We start from the raw sequence: 19,383 nt of genomic DNA on the forward strand, positions 1-19,383 counted from the left end.
ATCATGTACCTCAACTGCCACTCTTTTCATTCGCTTCGCTACGGCACGATTCCTCTTGATCATCTCATTGAGGAAGCAGTTTCGTGCGGTGTAAAAGGTATGGCACTGACAGACATCAATACCGTAACCGGAATTTATGATTTTATAAGAGCCTGTGATAAAGCAGCAATAAAACCATTGGTCGGAATCGAATTTCGCTCCAGTCATCAATTCCGCTATATCGGGCTGGCTAAAAATGCGGAAGGGCTGGCCGAAATGAACCGTTTTTTAACGGAATATAATTTCAGCGGGGAATCCCTGCCTTTAGTCGCTCCCCCATTCAAATCGGTTTTTGTGGTTTATACGCTGGAAAATGCTCCTGAGACACTGCGTGAAAATGAATTTATCGGCATTCGTCCGGAGGAAATTTCCAGGCTTTTTACTTCAGAATTGAAAAGTAAAATCTCTAAAATGGTGATGCTTCAATCGGTCACTTTTAGAAATAAAAGAGAATTTAACCTGCACAAAATCCTGCGGGCTATTGATACCAACATTATTTTATCAAAACTAACAGCCGGGGATTATTGTAAAACTTCTGAAAAAATGCTGCCTTTGGAAGCACTTTTGCCTTATTATGAAAATTATCCTGAAATTATAGCCAATACCCAACATATCATTTCTTCCTGTAATTTTGAATATGATTTTAAAACGCCTAAAAACAAAAAGTTTTTTACTGAAAATCGCGAAGGTGACATCGCAAAACTAACGCAACTGGCACATGAAGGTTTAATTTGGCGTTATGGTGAAAATCATGATCTGGCCAAAAAACGCATCGAAAAAGAACTGAAAGTAATTGATGAATTACAATTCAGCGGGTACTTTTTAATTACCTGGGATATTGTACAATACAGCAACAGTCAGGGATTTATGCACATTGGCCGTGGCAGCGGTGCCAATAGTATCATCGCCTATTGTTTGGGAATTACCGATATCTGCCCCATAGAACTGGATTTATATTTTGAACGTTTTTTAAACCTCAACCGAAAAAGTCCGCCCGATTTTGATATCGACTGGAGCTGGAAAGAACGCAATACGATTTTAGAATATATCTTCGATAAATATGGTCGCGATCATGTGGCTTTCTGCGGAACGAATGTCGAATTTAAGTATCGGTCTATTTTTAGGGAAGTCGGAAAAGTTTTTGGCCTTCCAAAAGAAGAGCTGGACATGCTGGCCAAAAATCCGATGGCATTACACGAAACCAATTCTATTGTTAAACTGGTTCAGGAATACGGCATGATGATGGGTAAATATCCCAATCAGCGTAGTATGCATGCCTGCGGAATCATTATTTCTGAAGACCCCCTTACCAATTATACGCCGTTGGAAATGCCTCCAAAAGGGTTTCCTATCGTGCTTTTTGATATGCATATTGCTGAGGAAATTGGCTTTGAAAAATTCGATATTTTAAGCCAGCGCGGCATCGGACATATTGACGACAGTGTAAAATTGATCGAAAAAAACAGGGGTATTACACTTAATATTCGGGACACTTCGATTTCCAAAAACGAAGCGGTCTGCAATGTTCATTTGGCACAAGGCAAAACCATTGGCTGTTTTTATATCGAAAGTCCGGCCATGCGCGGGTTGTTACGCCGGCTTAATTGCGACAATTATAAAATTCTGGTGGCCGCTTCTTCTATTATTCGTCCCGGGGTAGCGCAATCGGGAATGATGAAAGAGTATATTTTTCGCCATAACAATCCGGATCAGTTTCAATATTTTCATGATGTGTTCAAAGAACATCTTGGCGAAACCTATGGCATTATGGTGTATCAGGAAGATGTGATTAAAATTGCCCAGCATTACGGAGGACTTCCCGCTGCAGATGGTGATATTCTGCGTCGTGCCATGTCCGGAAAAGGACGATCGGCGGAAGCTTTGCAAAAAGTAAAAGATAATTTCTTTGCCTGCTGTGCCGCAAAAGGACATCCTGTAGGACTTAGTCAGGAAATTTACCGCCAGATTGAATCCTTTGCTGGGTTTTCGTTCTGTAAGGCACACTCGGCTTCGTATGCGGTAGAGAGTTATCAGAGTTTATATCTTAAGATCAATTATCCTGTGGAATTTATGACAGCGGTGATCAATAACCAGGGCGGTTTTTACAGAACCGAAGTGTATGTGCACGAAGCGAGAATGTCCGGCGCTACGATTCTTAATCCGTGTGTGAATAAAAGCGAATATCAGACCACCGTATACGGCACTGCTATTTATCTCGGTTTTATGCACCTGCAGAGCTTAGACTCCAAAACCGCTCATTTAATCGAATCAGACCGGGAGAAAAACGGTGATTTTCTTTCTTTGGAGGATTTCATCAACCGTATTCCGATTGGGATTGAAAGCATGAAAATTTTGATTTTTATAGATGCTTTTCGTTTTACGGGAAAAACCAAGAATCAGCTTTTAGTCATTGCGAGTTTGCTTTTAAATAATTTCAAACCCGAAAACAGAGGCCTGATGCTGCTACAGGAACCGGTTAAAGAATATAAACTTCCTACTTTGGAACGTTCCATGTTTGAAGATGCTTTTGATGAAATTGAACTTTTAAGTTTTCCGGTTTCCTGTACTGTTTTTGATCTTTTGCAGACCAGACACCGTGGCGACGTTATGGCCAAAGATTTAGTCGCCCATCATAAAAAACAAGTTCGTATGCTGGCCTATCTGATTTCCAGAAAACAGGTTCCAACCAAAAAAGGAAACATGTATTTCGGAACCTGGATCGATCATGAAGGGACTTATTTTGATACAGCACATTTCCCTGATTGCCTGGTACAGTATCCTTTTCAGGGCGGAGGCTGTTATTTGCTGTTAGGAACTGTGGAAGTTGATTATCACTTTCCGACGATTACGATTACCAAGATGTCCAAAATGCCTTTTATTCCTGATCCGCGTTATATGGATGCTAAAGATCAGTATAAGACACAGCAGTTAATTAAGGAAGATGTTAGCCCTACGCATCGCGAACCCTATCCGCAGGGACACGAAATTAATCTGCCGAGACATCGAATGAAATTTTAAACCAAAGCTATATACTTAAAAAAATAAATTATGACACTCTTTAATGATACCGAATTATTTACTTCAGGTCGTAGCCGAAAAACCGTATTTGAACTGCCTGACACCGAACTGATCCTGATTGACAATTTCTTCACCAAAGAAGAATCTGATCATTACTATGAAAAACTCCTTCATCACACCAAATGGAGAGGATATGAAATGGAAATTTTTGACAAAACTGTCACGGCTCCCAGAATGATTGCGTGGTATGAAGATAAAGATAATCCCGGAGCAGACCAGAATGGCCCGGACTGGACTTATGAACTCCTGACCATCAGAAGCCGCGTAGAAAAAGAAACGCAGCTGGATTTTAACAGCCTGCTGCTTAATTTATACCGAAACGGAAGCGACAGCGTGGCCTGGCATAGCGATAAGGAGCACAATTCGGGCAAAAATCCCGTTATAGCATCTGTTACTTTTGGCGAAACCAGGATGTTCCGACTGCGTCATAAGTTTCGAAAAGACATTGCCCAGGTTGAAATCCCGCTCCATCACGGTTCTTTTTTATTGATGTCCGGAACTACAAACAGTTTCTGGCAGCATCAGGTGCCTAAGACAGCCAAAAAAGTACTGCCGAGAATCAATCTGACCTTCAGAAGAACGAACAGGATAGCCGAATAGTTTAAAAAAAGGCTCTTTAATTTCAATAATAAATGGCTTTTCCGTCAGAAAAGAATCTCAAAATCATCTTTCTAAAACAAAATACAGCCTTCTTGCACATTTTATTAGGCAGCACTTATCTTTTTTAGTATTTTTCAAACTTTTTTCCAATAATATTCCACCCCAAATGGCAAAATTAAACAATGATTTAACACGTTTTTTAGAGGCACAAAACAAACTCTATCTTACAGCACTTACTGAACTTAAAAGAGGAAAAAAAGAAACCCACTGGATGTGGTTTATTTTTCCTCAGATAAAAGGATTAGGAAGAAGTGAAATGTCCAGATTATATTCTATCGATAATCTTCAGCAGAGTGAAGAATTTCTGGCACATCCGGTTCTTGGAAAACATCTTATTGAAGTTTCCAGGGTATTACTGGACTTTAAAATGAAATCGGCTGAGGCTATACTTGGAGATTTAGATGCCAGGAAACTACAATCCTCTATGACTCTTTTTAGCTTAACCAACAATACAGATCCTGTATTTCAGGAAGTATTGGATGCGTTCTTTTCCGGTAAATTTGACCTGCTTACTTTGTCTATTATCAATGAAATGATACATCCGGCTTTGCAGCAGGAAGCTTAAAATAGCTAAAAACAATTTATAAAAAAAAGGAAGTTACTTTACTTAGTAACTTCCTTTTTTTTCTCCCGCAGATTTTGCAGATTGAGCAAATCCATTCTTTCTGAATCTTAAATATTGTACAGTACAAAAAAACGCCTTACTAACATAAGGCGTTTTTTATTTTTTTATTTTAAGAAACAAAAGACTTTGAACCTTTGCTTCTTTGTGCCTTTGCCCCTTACTCCTTAGGTTTCGTCAAATAATAAACCGGAATTCCGGCCAGCATAATCAGGACGCCCCAGCCACAAGTGGAGAATTTTGTGAATAATAATGAGATACAAATTGCACTGGCGATTATAATGTATAACATCGGTAAAAACGGATAACCGAAAGCCCTGTAAGGTCTTTCTGCATCGGGCATTTTTTTACGCAAAATAAAGATTCCGTAGATCGTAAGGATGTAAAAAATCAAAACGATGATAATAACGAAGTCTAATAAATCACCGTATTTCCCTGTCAGGCATAAAGCTGAAGCCCATATACATTGTGCCCAAAGTGCCCATGCAGGAACACTGGATTCGTTTAAAACAGCGGCTTTTTTAAAGAACAAACCATCTTTTGCCATGGTATAATAAACCCTTGCACCAGCCATAATTAATCCGTTGTTGCAGGCAAAAGTCGAAATCATAATCATAATGGCGATAATCAGCGTTCCGATATCTCCAAAAATATAATCTGAAGCGACAACAGCTACACGATCCGATTTTGCAGTTGCAATTTCGTTAAGCGGAATTACAGCCAGATACATCAAATTGGTCAGTACATAAATAACGGTCACGATAAAAGTTCCAAGAAACAAACTGAAACCCACGTTACGCTTTGGATTTTTAATTTCCCCGGCAATAAAAGTAACCCCATTCCAGGCGTCACTGGAGAATAAAGAACCTACCATTGCAGCTGAAATTCCGGTAATCAAAGCCGTTCCGCTAATAGGAAGCCAGGAACCGGTTTCTGTATTGTACGAACGTGTAGCCCAGGCATCTGTCCAGTTGGCATCCCAAACCGAAGCTTTTGCAGCAAGCGTTAATCCAAAAACGATTAAGCCCAGCAAGGATAAAATTTTGATAATGGTAAGAACGGTTTGTAAAATCTTTCCGTTTTTAACACCACGACTATTAATATACGTTAATAAGACAATCGTAAAAATCGAAACAATCTGAGCCGCATTAAGTTTAAAAGCACCTAATTCAAACAGTATATTTTCATCGCTCAAAGGCTCATACAGATAGGCTGCAAACTTCGAGAATGCCACACCAACGGCAGCAATTGTTCCGGTCTGGATAACAGCAAAAAAACTCCATCCGTACAGGAATGCAATTAATTTGTTATACGCTTCTTTCAGGTACACATATTGTCCGCCGGCCTTTGGAAACATGGCACTCAATTCACCGTAACTTACAGCAGCGATAATTGTAATTAAGCCTGAGAGGAGCCAGATTAATGTCAGCCATCCGGCAGAACCTACCTGTCTGGCAATATCAGCACTTACAATAAAAATTCCCGAACCGATCATCGATCCTACCACAAGCATGGTTCCGTCTAATAATCCGAGTTCTCTTTTAAAATGTTCCTGGTTGTCTTCCTGCATTATTTTATTTTTTTGGTTGGTTAAAGATATACTTTTTTTGGAAATTTTAAATCGTGAAATTTTAAATTCAAATTCCCATCGTTATCACGATAGATTCCAAATTCCAATAACGAGACTGATTATTGTCTTAATAATTGCCAACAAAAATTATATCCTGTATAAGAATATTTTTGGTAAATTACTTTAGATCATCCGAAAGCTTCGTAAAGCATATCATCTCTGCCTCTCTAGTTAATATCGCATAAGGAATTTTTAAATAATAATTCCTATTACGGATTTCCATAAAATGTTATTTTTTCATCTGTCTATATTTGGCGTAGCATAAAAGTATCAATCTAAATAGTTTCAAATGAAAATTAAAACAACCTTTTTATTTATCACCTTCATTTTAATATTAATTATTACCAATTGTGGTGAAATTACAAGTCAAAAAGAAAACTCTAATAATAAAAGAGCACTAAACGAAATCAAAAAGGAGCCCAAAATAAAACATGCCACCATAACAGATGCCAACGTTCTTTATGTAAGTGTAGAGGATGATGGAACGATACGGAATGGATATGCAGAATATCTTTGCGAAATATTAAGAGAATATAGAGCAACAACAAAAATTGTAAAAGTTATAAAAGCTAGTTCATTGGAAAACTTAAATAATGAGAATGGTCACGGAATTTTATTAGGTGAAGCTAATTGTGAATAACAGCATATTTATTTCGTACAAAAAATCTAAAAAATATATACTATTATGCCACTTATTAATTGTCCTGAATGTAGCACAAGGATGTCAGATCAAGCTAACAAATGTCCCCATTGTGCCTATCCACTTAAATCAAATACTGAAATAGCTGTTAAAAACAATGAGGGATGCTTCCTTCAAACACTAAATTTTGGCTGCATGTTTATCGTTGTCACAATTGGAATTATTTTTTTGTTTATACTCATAATGAGTATGTTTTCTTAATCGAAAACTAATATTTATATTCTTACCAGTAAACGCAAATAAATATAAAATGATAAAAAAATCTAATCCGAAAAAACTTGGTTTATTAAATCTTATAGTTTTAATTTTATCTATGTACGTATTAAGTGCATTAGTAATTGACTCTGTTTATATTCTTCCTAAAGAAACGTCTTTATTACTTAATTATATAGATAATGGAATATGCGGGTTTTTCTTTATTGAGTTTTTTATTCGTTTTAGAAATGCAGAAAATAAGCTAAAATTCATGCGTTGGGGTTGGATTGATTTAATCTCCTGCATACCAATGATAGATGCACTTAGGTTTGGTCGATTATTGCGTCTTATTAGATTGCTCAGAATCATTAGAGCATTTAGAACCACAAAAAATGTAGTTGATCATATTTTTGCAAATAAAGCACAAGGCGCATTCACTTCAATATCAATAATTGCACTCCTACTTGTGATTTTCTCCGCAATTGGAATTCTTCAAGTTGAAACTGATCCAAACAGTAATATAAAAACTGCTGAAGATGCGATTTGGTGGGCTTATGTAACAATTACTACTGTGGGATATGGAGATAAATTCCCTGTCACCACTGAAGGAAGAATCATCGCTGCTATTTTAATGACTGCCGGAGTTGGTTTATTTGGAACATTTACAGCATACATTGCTTCTTGGTTTGTTACGGAAAATAAAAATTGATTAAATATATCAACTTTAATCCTCACATAAGCTATTATTAAAAAAACAACCTTCGCTTTAATGTTAAACAAAAAAATATTTCCATTTTTTATACCTCACTCAAAATTCATTTTTGCCTGACCCACTTACTTCTTTAACTTAAATTTAAAACTCTCATAAAAAACAATACAACATGCTAATTATCAATACATTGATAAGCAAAATAATTTAATAAGAAAAAATATACTATTTGTAAAAACAGGCCTTTTTTTTATTAAATTTGATACAGGTGTTCATCGGTCTTTTAAAAATAAGAAAAAAAACAGTAACATTTTTTTACTTTTTATCTTACAAAATAGCATTCCCCGAGCTAATTTTAGAGAAAGATACGTTCATATCTGGCAGTTTATGAGCAGAAAACATTACTAACCTACAAATCTAAAATTATGTCGAGGAGTCCGTTTTTTAGAAACATACGTTTTCCAAATGTCTTCATCCTTCTGCTAGTTGTATTTATTTCCTGCGCCTTGCTGATTTGTATTAACTTTTTTACCATCAAAATATTATCCGCCAACACAGCTTATATAAATGGGGAATCACATTATTCAAAAGGTCAAAAAGATGCTTCAAGACATCTCATTACCTATCTCTATACCCGCGAACCGGAACAATGGAAATTATATAATGAAGAATTAAAAGTACCGCAGGGAGACGGCATTGCCCGGCAGACACTCCTCAAAGCGGGAGATAATGAGGTTGCCCGAAGAGGATTTTTAACAGGCAGGAATCACAAAGAAGACATTAACGATCTCGTTTGGTTATTTGTTAACTTTAAAGAGGTTCCTTTTTTGGCAAAAGCCATTCATGAATGGGAACAGGGTGATAAATTAATTAATGAATTATTTATAACAGGAACGCATATCAATGCAAAAATCAAACGTAATATTTTAACAACTTATGATCAGCAAAATTATTTAAGAAAAATAAGCCATATAAGTGATAAACTTACCATAAACGAACGCAACTTCTCTAACACACTTGGAGAAGGAACAAGAAAAATAAAAACGCTCTTAACGATCACAAACATCTTTTTTATTCTGATTATCATTTGCAGTGTCAGTTGGTATTATTCGATAATGGTAAAAAGACTGCTTACGTCTAAAAAAGAAATTGAAGTGAAAAATGAAAATCTGCTATTGGCAAATCATGAGCTGGATCGCTTTGTGTACAGCGCATCGCATGATTTGAGATCTCCAATAACCTCGTTGCAGGGACTTATTGAGATTACGCAGTTAGAAGATAATGTTGAGCAGATTAGGGATTATCTGACGCTGATGCACCAAAGCCTGGTCAGACAGGATCAGTTTATTAGCGATATTATTGATTACTCAAAAAATAAACGCAAACAAATAATTATTGAACCGGTAAGTCTTCGTGAGTTATTTGATGAGGCAATTTCCCAATTAATACACATCGAAAATGCCAGTCGAATCGAAATTAAAAAAGAAATACTGATCGACCAGATTCAAAGCGATAATTTACGCTTAAAAATTATCATTTCGAATTTACTGTCAAACGCCATAAAATATGCCGACAATAGTAAAAAGGAAATGTTTATCTCGATTAAAACCTATTTTTCAGATGGCTCTAATAAAATCGAAATAGCAGATAACGGGATCGGAATTAAAGAGGAATTCAAGGAACACATTTTTGAGATGTACTTTGGAACCAACAAAAATAAAGGCTCCGGATTAGGTCTTTATATTGTAAAAGAAGCAGTTGAAAACATAAGGGGAAATATTCATGTCTCCTCAGAAAATAGTGTTGGAAGTAAATTTATTGTAACGATACCAAACTCAAATGGAACATAAACCAGTCTTTTTGTTAATCGAAGATAATCTTATCGATCAGCTTGTTATTACGCAATTACTGAAAAAGGTTCTTGATGTGACAGAAACGGAAGTGAATGTTGCAAATAATGGACTGGAAGCCCTACAGTGGCTTTCTGCTCATCAGGACCTGCATCAATTGATTATTCTATTAGATATTCAGATGCCGGTAATGAATGGTTTTGAATTTTTGAATGCTTACGACAAATTAGGCCTTGAATTTAAAAAAGCAATTCAAATTTATGTCCTCTCCTCTACTTTAGATCAGGACGACATAAAAAAGATAAATGAAAACAATTATGTAACAGGTTTTTTAAATAAACCACTGCCTGCTGAAGAGTTAAAAAAAACAATTCATCGTCTCAACACATGACTTTAAATTATTGCAAAACACGATTTACCTGCGAAAAATTCCTTCCGTAATACGCTTCTTTAGTGGAAGAAATCATAACTCCGCCATGCGTTGAAGAATGAACAAATTTGATTTCTCCGTCGGCTACTTCCACAACCATACCGACATGATTAATATGACGTCTTCCATTTGTCTTAAAGAAAATCAAATCCCCTTTCTGCGCTTCATTGGCACTAACTTTCATTCCAATTCGCGATTGTTCAATGGAACTTCTTGGCAGCCTTATATCAAAATTATTAAAGGTACAAATCATTAATCCGGAACAGTCAAAGCCAGCTTTAGTAGTGCCGCCTGACCTGTATCTTGTACCAATATTTCCGGTGGCGCTTTCAATCAGCCGATCAATTAAATCAGAACTGTTTTCTACCCTGATAACGGTTGAGGAATCTTTTACAACAATATTCTCAGCGGCTACCTCAGGGCTCGAAACCGGATCTTTTATTTGAGAATTTTGACTTAAAGCCTGTAAGGAATCGGCTTTTTCTTTAGAAGTACGTATGGTCAGAACATAACCAACGTTTAATTTTTTCTTTATGGCAGGATTTTGTTTTTCTAATTCTGCCACAGATATTCCGAATTCCTTCGCAATGGCATATTTGGTTTCTTTAGGCTGTACTTCCCTTGATACTTCAACATCCGTGGGTGCACTGCTGGTTTCAGCTGGTTTTTCTGTCTCTGCAATTGCATTTGACGGAATAGTAATCTGCTGCCCTATTTTCAAACCCTCGGTTTCTAAAAGCGGATTTGCCTTTTTTAAGTCTTCTACCGAAACATTATATTTTTTTGAAATTCCCCAAAGTGTCTCTTTGGCTAAAACTTCATGCGATCCGGGAGTTGCAGGCGGAGCCGAATTCGAAACAATAACTGCAGTTTTTGCAGTAACCGCTTTATTCTTATTCGGGATTAGTAAAACCGAATTTAGTTTTAGAATTTTCGGGGCATCCGGATTTGCTTCTGCAATATCTTTTGTTTTTACACCGTATTTTTTAGCAAGCACACTCATGTTATCTCCTTTTGAGATCTTATGTCTGATGTATTTATCCTGTGAAAAAACACTCAGACTAAAAAATAGGAATAGTACAGTAAATCTAAAAATCATTATTGGGGCTTTTTTTATTCTAAGTCTTGTGTTTCAGTTAGGTTAAAACACAATTCTTTTTACTCATAAAGCGAATTTAACTTTTTTAAGTAAAAGACACACGTTTTTTAACAACTAATTTATTTCAGGGTAATAAGCACGGCATAGAAATTGCGCCACGACTTTGAAAAATATCTGTTTTATACAAGAGGAATTTACCAGACCAAAACCAACCTAAATTTGAAACCAGCGTGAAAAAACTACTCCTGATTTTAGCTCTAAGTCCTTTATTATCAATTGCGCAGCATATAAAAGGTACTGTAGTTGCTAAGAAAAACAATTTGCCTGTCGAAAACACTAATGTATTTTCACTTTCAGGCAAAACCGGAACAGTAACCGATGAAAATGGAACATTCTCTTTAAAAGTTCGCCCTCAATTTAAAGAAGATGAAATATTAGAATTCTCCCATATTGGATTTACCAGTTTAAAAATAACCTTAGGAGATTTAAAAAAAATGAACTTCAAAGTTGTGCTTTCGGAAGAAACAGAGAACTTATCCGGGCTAACGATTAAAGCGAATCATGATTTAAAACTAAAATCAAAATTGAGTTTTACTACATTAGCTCCTTTAAAATACCCTCTTTTCTCCTTTGGATCATTTTTAAAGGATGGCAAAATTTATGTTATCGGAGGAGATGGGTCCCGCGAATCGGATGCATGGAAAAAAGTTACCAGAGAAAAAGCTGATCCTACCTTAAAAGATCTTCAGGATGAACTTCGGCAAAATTCTACGTTTTTATTTTATAAGGGCGATTTTTCTACTTATGATATACAGTCGGACAGCTGGGAAACTTTACCAATAAAATTCACAAAAAGAGCCTATCACAATATTCATTTATACGAGGGTTCGATTTATGTATTGGGTGGAAAAAGAATATCTGTAAATGGAAAATTTGAGTATTTACAAGATCAAATTGAAGTTTTAGACTTAAATAACAAAACCATTAAGATCGATAATACAAATCCGCATCAGGCTGTTAATTTTGGTTCTTTTACTTATAAGGACAATATTATCGTGATGGGAGGTTCTGTAAAAACAACCGAAAACGGCAAAAAGAATTTTACAAATAAGGTTCATTTGTACAACATTACTTCAGGATACTGGTATGAACTCAATACTATGCCAACAGCAAAAGAAACTACAGGAATTCTGGTAAATGATAAAATCTATCTCATTGGAGGAGATGACGGAAACCTGTATCTAAAATCGAAACTTATAATTTAATCACACAAAAATGGGAAATTGAAGGCGAACTGCTTTCAGGGTTAGAAAGACCGGCCATTACGTATCACGACAATATCATTTACTTTTTTGAGGATCTGAAGATGTTTGTTTATGATTTGAAAACAAAACAACTAAAAGAATATGAAATTGAATTGCCACTGAAATATTCGGCGATGTATTATTACAATACTAAATTGTATATTTTGGGAGGGCGTGCTGACAAAAACTATTCTAAAATCCCTTCTTCAAAGGTAGTTAGCATTGATATAAATGAATTTGAACTTACAAAACCTGTAAAATCCACAATTTTATCTCACGAAGTAAATCCGGTAAAGAATATTGAATAGTTTAAAAAAAGATAGCTTTTTAAATTCCAATATTTTAAAATTCCAAATTCCAATATCGGTGGATGTATTGGAATTTAGGATTCAAATTACATAATAGCAAAAAAAAAACGCTCTGCAAGGACAGAGCGTTTTTTGATATACTGAACTTATAGATTAGGCTCCGGCAGCAGCAATTAAATTTAATGCTGAACCTGCAACGAACCAGCCAATCTGACCTGCGTTGTACGTATGGTTGGCCAGAATGATATCTTTAGTACCATCTGCATGAACGAATTCTAATGACAATGGTTTTCCGGGAGCGAACTCGGTTAAATCAGTAAAATTGATTGTATCGTTCTCCTGAATTTTATCATAATCTGCCTCGTTGGCAAATGTTAATCCTAAAAGACCTTGTTTTTTAAGGTTTGTTTCGTGAATACGGGCAAATGATTTTACCAATACCGCCTTAACACCTAAGAAACGTGGTTCCATTGCCGCATGCTCACGGGAAGATCCTTCACCATAGTTATGATCTCCCACAACAATAGACGGAATTCCGGCTGCTTTGTAGGCACGGGCTACAGCAGGAACTGCATCGTAATCTCCGGTTAATTGATTTTTAACTGAATTTGTTTTTTGGTTGAATGCATTTACAGCACCAATCAGCATATTATTAGAAATATTATCTAAGTGTCCACGGAAACGCAACCAGGGTCCGGCCATAGAAATATGATCTGTAGTACATTTTCCGAATGCTTTGATTAACAATTTAGCACCTGTAATATTTTTACCATCCCAGGCATCAAACGGAGCTAATAATTGTAAACGTTCAGAGGTTGGGCTTACAGCCACCTGTACTCCTGATCCATCTGCCGCCGGAGCCTGAAATCCAGGATCTTCAGCATCAAAACCTTTTGGAGGCAATTCGTCTCCTGTTGGAGCTTCAAGCCTAACTTCTTCTCCATCTTCGTTGATCAAAGTATCTGTCAGTGGGTTAAACCCTAAATCTCCTGCAATGGCCATAGCGGTAACTAATTCCGGAGAACCTACAAAAGCCAAAGTGTTTGGGTTACCGTCTGCACGTTTTGAGAAGTTACGGTTGAAAGAGTGAACGATCGTATTTCTTTCTTCTTTCTCTGCTCCTTCCCTGTCCCACATACCAATACATGGTCCGCAGGCATTGGCAAAAACAGTAGCGCCAATTTTTTCGAAAGTATCAATAAATCCATCTCTTTCAATGGTATAGCGAACCACTTCAGATCCCGGAGTAATGGTAAACTGAGATTTGGTTTTTAGGTTTTTAGCACTTACCTGTCTTGCTAAAGAAGCTGCACGGGCAATATCCTCATAAGAAGAGTTTGTACAAGAACCAATCAAACCTACCTGAATTTGTAGTGGCCAGTTGTTTTTGATTGCTTCTTCTTTCATTTTAGAAATTGGAGTCGCTAAATCAGGTGTAAAAGGACCGTTTAAGTGCGGCTCTAATTCTGTTAAGTTGATTTCGATAACCTGATCAAAATATTGTTCCGGATTTGCATATACTTCCGGGTCTCCTGTTAAGTAGGACGCTACTTTGTCTGCAGCATCAGCAACATCAGCTCTGTTTGTAGAACGCAGGTAGCGACTCATAGAATCATCATAACCAAAAGTCGAAGTGGTAGCCCCGATCTCAGCACCCATGTTACAAATGGTACCTTTTCCGGTACAGGACATAGAAGTTGCACCTTCACCAAAATATTCTACAATAGCACCAGTACCTCCTTTTACAGTAAGAATACCGGCCACTTTAAGGATAACATCTTTTGGAGCCGTCCAGCCTGATAATTTACCGGTTAATTTTACTCCGATTAATTTAGGAAATTTAAGTTCCCAGGCCATTCCGGACATAACGTCTACGGCATCAGCCCCACCAACACCAATAGCTACCATTCCTAAACCACCTGCATTTACAGTGTGGGAATCGGTACCAATCATCATTCCTCCGGGAAAAGCATAATTTTCAAGTACTACCTGGTGAATAATTCCTGCTCCTGGTTTCCAGAAACCAATTCCGTATTTATTAGAAACTGACGACAAGAAATCGAAAACTTCATTACTTTGTGTTTTTGCTCTGGCCAAATCGGTTACAGCATCTACTTTTGCCTGAATCAGGTGATCACAGTGCACTGTTGTAGGAACTGCTACCTTAGCCTTACCAGCATGCATAAATTGTAATAGTGCCATTTGTGCCGTTGCATCCTGACACGCAACACGGTCCGGTGCAAAATCAACATAATCAACACCTCTGCCAAATGCCTTGGTTGGATTTCCATCCCAAAGGTGGTTGTATAAAATTTTCTCCGTTAAAGTAAGTGGACGACCAACGATCTCGCGCGCTTTATCAACACGACCTGGCATGTTCTCATACACTTTTTTAATCATTTCAATATCAAAAGCCATAAGTATAATTGTTTTTGTTTTTTTTATTTTGAACATGACAAGTTACAAATAATTGAGGAGCTATAAAAGAAAAAGCCCGAGTTTATCACCCGGGCTTTTTATATATAATGATTATAACTAATCGCATGTATTACATCACTAGCTGCTTGCTGGAAGGCGCAAATTTAGTCAGACTAATACCTTCTACTGCAGCCACATACTCATCCATCGTAGGAGTTCTTCCTAAAATTGTAGACAGCACTACTACCGGCGTGGAAGAAAGCAATGATTCTCCTTTTTTACCTTCAGTATCTTCCACAACCCTTCCCTGGAAAAGACGCGTAGAAGTTGCCATTACAGTATCTCCTTTTGCTGCTTTCTCCTGATTCCCCATACACAAGTTACATCCGGGACGCTCCAGATACAACATGTTTTCGTATGCTGTACGTGCCGCACCTTTAGGAGCATTATCGTCGAATTCGAAACCTGAGTATCGCTGTAAAACTTCCCAGTCTCCTTCAGCTTTAAGTTCATCTACGATGTTATACGTTGGCGGTGCCACTACAAGCGGCGCTTTAAACTCGACTTTACCATGTAAATCTTCTATATTTTTAAGCATTTGAGCAAGGATTTTCATATCTCCTTTGTGCACCATGCAAGAACCTATAAATCCAAGATCTACTTTTTTCTCTCCTCCATAAAAAGATAAAGGTCTGATCGTATCGTGCGTATATCGTTTAGAAACATCAGCATTATTAACGTCCGGATCAGCAATCATTGGTTCTACAATCTGATCTAGATCAACCACAACTTCAGCATAATATTTCGCATTTGCATCTGGTGTAAGTGCCGGTTTCTCAGCTGATTTAATCTCTGTAATTCTCTTATCTGCTTTGTTAATCAGTCCCTGAAGAACTTGTTTATGATTGTCCATTCCTTTGTCGATCATGATCTGGATTCTGCCTTTTGCAATCTCCAATGATTCGATCAGAGTATCATCCTCAGAAATACAAATAGAAGCTTTTGCTTTCATTTCTGCAGTCCAGTCTGTAAATGTAAAGGCCTGATCAGCAGTAAGAGTTCCCAAATGAACTTCAATAATTCTACCCTGGAACACGTTTTCCCCGCCAAATTTCTTAAGCATCTGGGATTGCGTTGCATGAACGATATCACGGAAATCCATGTAGCCTTTCATCTCTCCAACAAATGTCACTTTTACCGATTCCGGAATTGGCATTGAAGCCTCTCCCGTAGCAAGTGCAAGCGCAACTGTACCTGAGTCAGCACCAAAAGCAACACCTTTTGACATTCTTGTATGAGAGTCACCACCAATAATAATAGCCCACTCGTCTATTGTAATATCATTTAGAACTTTGTGAATTACATCGGTCATTGAATGATAAACAGCTTTCGGGTCACGAGCCGTGATTAAACCGAAATCATTCATAAATTTCATCAGTTTTGGAATATTTGCCTGCGCTTTTTTATCCCATACCGAAGCGGTGTGACAACCAGACTGGTAAGCACCATCAACGATTGGCGAAATTACGGTAGCAGCCATAGATTCCAATTCCTGAGCCGTCATAAGACCAGTCGTATCTTGCGAACCTACAATATTAACTTCTACACGAACATCTGAACCCGCGTGTAATACTTTACCCGGAGTTATACCAACAGCATTTCTGTTGAAGATTTTTTCTACTGCTGTCAGTCCCTGTCCTTCAATAGTAATTTCTTTTGACGGAGCGAATACAAGAGGAGCTTCAATATCTAAAATTTTCGCTGCTAATGTCTGAAGTTTTTTACCAAATACAATTGCATAGGATCCTCCGGCTTTTATAAATTCCATTTTCTGTGGCGTGAATGCCTTAGAAATATCAATTAATTCTTTGTCTCCGTTATAAAGCTTTTTCGTTTTGGTGTTTATTGTAAGTACAGTACCAGTGGCAATAGAATAAGCTTCTTCCAGAATTGGCTCATTATTCTCATTACGAAGAATATCACCATTTGCATCCAGTTTTTTAACCCAGTTTTTAAGATCTAAACCAATACCTCCTGTAACATCAACAGTGGTCAGGAAAATTGGTGAAATACCGTTTGTTCCTGCAACGATTGGAGCAATATTAATAAATGGAACATATGGACTTGCTTGTTTACCGGTCCAAAGCGCCACATTGTTGACACCCGACATTCTGGATGAACCAACTCCCATAGTACCTTTCTCAGCAATTAACATCACACTTGCATCAGGATATTGTGCCTGAAGCATTTTGATTTCATCTTGCGCCTGAGGAGTAATCATGCATTTACCATGAAGCTCACGGTCAGCTCTTGAGTGAGCCTGATTACCCGGAGATAACAAGTCAGTCGAGATATCTCCCTCACCAGCGATATAAGTCACTACTTTAATTTCTTCAACTACTTCCGGCAATGAAGTAAAAAATTCTGCCTTCGCATAACTTTCAAGAATTTCTCTTGCAATTACATTATCATTTTTAAAAGCTTCTTTTAAACGGTCTGTATCTGCCTCATAAAGATAAACCTGTGTTTTAAGAACATTTGCAGCTTCTTTAGCAATAGCAGTATCGTCACCCAATGCCAAATCTAACAGCACTTCAATTGAAGGCCCGCCTTTCATGTGTGATAATAATTCAAAAGCAAAAGCCGGAGTGATTTCTTTTACGGCAAATTCACCAAGAATAATTTCTTTTAAAAATTTAGCTTTAAGACCTGCAGCGCTAGTTGTCCCTGGTACCACATTATAGATAAAGAATTTCAGGGAATCCTCTCTGTACTCATTATTTACATCTTTAATTTGTTCAATGATGTCGCTTAATAATTCAGCACCATCAATTGGTTTAGGGTGAAGTCCCTGGTCTTTACGATCTGCAATCTCTTGAATGTAATCCTGATAAATATTCATATTAAAAGTCTTTTGTAGGTATTTTTATTTTTTGTTCGCAAATTTAGTTATTAAAGCCGAGAATTAAAAAAAATATAATGGAAGTAGGCTTTTCAAAAATTATTATTGTTAAAAAACGATTTTCACTGCTTGTTTTTGCCGAAATATCAATTTTGTATTAAAAAAATGAATTTTTAACATTTTAAAATCTTTTCTTTAACAAAGTCGGAATTTGATGTTATAAATCCAGTCGGATTTTAACTACTATTTCGCAAAGATTCTTTCTAAATTAGAATTTACATCGTTATAGTTGACGTTGAAAATCGCTTTCCTGATACTTTTTGAAATAGAATTATGAAGCTTTTATTAAAGGTAATTTTACAACATCTATAGTAACTAAAACAAGAAAGCCTGACATTAAATTGTCAGGCTTTCTTTAAAATTTTACTTATTATTTACATTAGCTTCTGGATAATAATCTCTTCCGTTATTCCCTCAGCATCTGCTTTATAATTTTTAATAATTCTGTGACGCAGAATTCCGGTTGCAACTGCTTTTACGTCTTCAATATCCGGAGAAAACTTACCATTAAAAGCCGCATGCGCTTTTGCTGCTAAAATCAGATTTTGAGAAGCTCTTGGTCCTGCTCCCCAATCCAGATAATTTTTGACAAAATCAGTAGTCAAAGCATTATCCGGCCTTGTTTTGCTAACCAAGGTTACCGCATACTCAATAACATTGTCCGCCACAGGAATTCTGCGGATCAAATGTTGGAAATCAATAATCTCCTGACCCGAGAACAAAGGATTTATATTTGTCTTAACGTCGGATGTCGTACGTTTTACAACCTGCACTTCTTCTTCAAAACTTGGGTACTCTAATTTTATGGCAAACATAAAACGATCCAGCTGCGCTTCAGGCAACGGGTATGTTCCTTCCTGCTCAATAGGGTTCTGGGTTGCCAGTACAAAATAAGGCAAATCTAATTTATGGTTTTCACCTGCGATGGTTACTGAACGTTCCTGCATGGCCTCCAGTAAAGCGGCCTGCGTTTTAGGCGGTGTTCTGTTGATCTCATCGGCCAGAATGATATTAGAGAAAATTGGCCCTTTTATAAATTTGAACTTTCTGTTTTCATCAAGAATTTCACTTCCCAAAATATCCGAAGGCATTAAATCGGGCGTAAACTGAATCCTTTTAAAATCTAACCCTAAAGCCTGTGACAAGGTATTAATTAATAATGTTTTTGCTAGTCCCGGCACACCAATTAAAAGTGCATGTCCGCCGGAAAAAATACAGATCAGAATCTGATCAATAACTTCATCCTGGCCTACAATAATTTTCGCTATTTCTGTTTTTAATTCATTTCTTTTCTGAACTAAATTGTGAATTGCTGTTACATCAGACATTTAAGTATGTTTTAAAATTAAAAAGAGTTAGTTCTATGAATCCATAAAACT

The 19,383-nt window shown here is 36.8% G+C and carries 14 protein-coding genes; 9 read left to right on the forward strand and 5 right to left on the reverse strand.

Annotated features, from left to right (window positions below):
- The first annotated feature begins 3 nt into the window (after window positions 1-3).
- From D0817_RS20715 to D0817_RS20725, 3 genes are all read left to right on the forward strand, one after another.
- Complete coding sequence (locus tag D0817_RS20715) at window positions 4-3,057, forward strand: DNA polymerase III subunit alpha (protein ID WP_127340270.1); 3,054 nt, start codon at window positions 4-6, stop codon at window positions 3,055-3,057.
- 30 nt (window positions 3,058-3,087) lie between these two features.
- Entirely contained in the window at window positions 3,088-3,717 is a 630-nt protein-coding gene (locus tag D0817_RS20720) for an alpha-ketoglutarate-dependent dioxygenase AlkB family protein (RefSeq protein ID WP_127340271.1), read from the forward strand.
- A gap of 166 nt (window positions 3,718-3,883) precedes the next feature.
- Window positions 3,884-4,342 (forward strand): DUF1810 domain-containing protein, encoded by a 459-nt coding sequence (locus tag D0817_RS20725; protein ID WP_127340272.1) that lies wholly within the window; start codon window positions 3,884-3,886, stop codon window positions 4,340-4,342.
- 217 nt (window positions 4,343-4,559) lie between these two features.
- Here D0817_RS20725 and D0817_RS20730 read toward each other — a convergent pair whose 3' ends face one another.
- Window positions 4,560-5,969, reverse strand: coding sequence for an APC family permease (locus D0817_RS20730; RefSeq protein WP_127340273.1), 1,410 nt, complete (start codon window positions 5,967-5,969; stop codon window positions 4,560-4,562).
- Between the two features lie 349 nt (window positions 5,970-6,318).
- Here D0817_RS20730 and D0817_RS20735 point away from each other — a divergent pair, with 349 nt between their 5' ends.
- The 4 genes from D0817_RS20735 (at window position 6,319) to D0817_RS20750 (ending at window position 9,874) form a co-directional block, all read left to right on the forward strand.
- Window positions 6,319-6,669 carry a hypothetical protein gene (locus D0817_RS20735; protein WP_127340274.1) on the forward strand — a complete coding sequence of 117 codons (351 nt, stop codon included), beginning with the start codon at window positions 6,319-6,321 and terminating at the stop codon, window positions 6,667-6,669.
- A 310-nt stretch (window positions 6,670-6,979) separates the two neighbouring features.
- Entirely contained in the window at window positions 6,980-7,633 is a 654-nt protein-coding gene (locus tag D0817_RS20740) for a potassium channel family protein (protein WP_127340275.1), read from the forward strand.
- Window positions 7,634-8,058: 425 nt separating this feature from the next.
- A complete protein-coding gene (locus tag D0817_RS20745) occupies window positions 8,059-9,483 on the forward strand; it encodes a sensor histidine kinase (RefSeq protein ID WP_127340276.1) in 1,425 nt (474 codons plus the stop codon).
- Entirely contained in the window at window positions 9,473-9,874 is a 402-nt protein-coding gene (locus tag D0817_RS20750) for a response regulator (RefSeq protein ID WP_127340277.1), read from the forward strand. The genes D0817_RS20745 and D0817_RS20750 overlap by 11 nt, the downstream gene beginning before the upstream one ends.
- A gap of 7 nt (window positions 9,875-9,881) precedes the next feature.
- On the opposite strand, the gene D0817_RS20755 is transcribed toward D0817_RS20750, so the two are convergent.
- Entirely contained in the window at window positions 9,882-11,012 is a 1,131-nt protein-coding gene (locus D0817_RS20755) for a C40 family peptidase (protein WP_127340278.1), read from the reverse strand.
- A gap of 230 nt (window positions 11,013-11,242) precedes the next feature.
- Between D0817_RS20755 and D0817_RS20760 the strand changes: the two genes are divergently transcribed.
- Both D0817_RS20760 and D0817_RS26280 read left to right on the forward strand, forming a co-directional pair.
- Entirely contained in the window at window positions 11,243-12,277 is a 1,035-nt protein-coding gene (locus tag D0817_RS20760) for a carboxypeptidase-like regulatory domain-containing protein (protein ID WP_238160919.1), read from the forward strand.
- A gap of 116 nt (window positions 12,278-12,393) precedes the next feature.
- Window positions 12,394-12,624, forward strand: a complete 231-nt coding sequence (locus tag D0817_RS26280; RefSeq protein ID WP_238160920.1) for a hypothetical protein — start codon at window positions 12,394-12,396, stop codon at window positions 12,622-12,624.
- 153 nt (window positions 12,625-12,777) lie between these two features.
- On the opposite strand, the gene D0817_RS20765 is transcribed toward D0817_RS26280, so the two are convergent.
- The 3 genes from D0817_RS20765 to D0817_RS20775 all read right to left on the reverse strand — a co-directional run bounded on the left by D0817_RS20765 (window position 12,778) and on the right by D0817_RS20775 (window position 19,332).
- Window positions 12,778-15,042, reverse strand: coding sequence for an aconitate hydratase (locus D0817_RS20765; RefSeq protein ID WP_127340279.1), 2,265 nt, complete (start codon window positions 15,040-15,042; stop codon window positions 12,778-12,780).
- A 130-nt stretch (window positions 15,043-15,172) separates the two neighbouring features.
- A complete protein-coding gene (locus tag D0817_RS20770) occupies window positions 15,173-17,944 on the reverse strand; it encodes a bifunctional aconitate hydratase 2/2-methylisocitrate dehydratase (protein ID WP_127340280.1) in 2,772 nt (923 codons plus the stop codon).
- A 434-nt stretch (window positions 17,945-18,378) separates the two neighbouring features.
- On the reverse strand, window positions 18,379-19,332 hold the full coding sequence (locus D0817_RS20775) for an AAA family ATPase (RefSeq protein WP_127340281.1): 954 nt from the start codon (window positions 19,330-19,332) through the stop codon (window positions 18,379-18,381).
- Between the last annotated feature and the right edge of the window lie 51 nt (window positions 19,333-19,383).

The sequence above is a fragment of the Flavobacterium cupreum genome, assembly GCF_003996965.1.
GTDB lineage: Bacteria > Bacteroidota > Bacteroidia > Flavobacteriales > Flavobacteriaceae > Flavobacterium > Flavobacterium cupreum.

Coding starts and splice junctions, on each gene's coding strand:
- D0817_RS20715 (WP_127340270.1), top strand. CDS start 4: ATGTACCTCAACTGCCACTCTTTTCATTCGCTTCGCTACGGCACGATT.
- D0817_RS20720 (WP_127340271.1), top strand. CDS start 3,088: ATGACACTCTTTAATGATACCGAATTATTTACTTCAGGTCGTAGCCGA.
- D0817_RS20725 (WP_127340272.1), top strand. CDS start 3,884: ATGGCAAAATTAAACAATGATTTAACACGTTTTTTAGAGGCACAAAAC.
- D0817_RS20730 (WP_127340273.1), bottom strand. CDS start 5,969: ATGCAGGAAGACAACCAGGAACATTTTAAAAGAGAACTCGGATTATTA.
- D0817_RS20735 (WP_127340274.1), top strand. CDS start 6,319: ATGAAAATTAAAACAACCTTTTTATTTATCACCTTCATTTTAATATTA.
- D0817_RS20740 (WP_127340275.1), top strand. CDS start 6,980: ATGATAAAAAAATCTAATCCGAAAAAACTTGGTTTATTAAATCTTATA.
- D0817_RS20745 (WP_127340276.1), top strand. CDS start 8,059: ATGTCGAGGAGTCCGTTTTTTAGAAACATACGTTTTCCAAATGTCTTC.
- D0817_RS20750 (WP_127340277.1), top strand. CDS start 9,473: ATGGAACATAAACCAGTCTTTTTGTTAATCGAAGATAATCTTATCGAT.
- D0817_RS20755 (WP_127340278.1), bottom strand. CDS start 11,012: ATGATTTTTAGATTTACTGTACTATTCCTATTTTTTAGTCTGAGTGTT.
- D0817_RS20765 (WP_127340279.1), bottom strand. CDS start 15,042: ATGGCTTTTGATATTGAAATGATTAAAAAAGTGTATGAGAACATGCCA.
- D0817_RS20770 (WP_127340280.1), bottom strand. CDS start 17,944: ATGAATATTTATCAGGATTACATTCAAGAGATTGCAGATCGTAAAGAC.
- D0817_RS20775 (WP_127340281.1), bottom strand. CDS start 19,332: ATGTCTGATGTAACAGCAATTCACAATTTAGTTCAGAAAAGAAATGAA.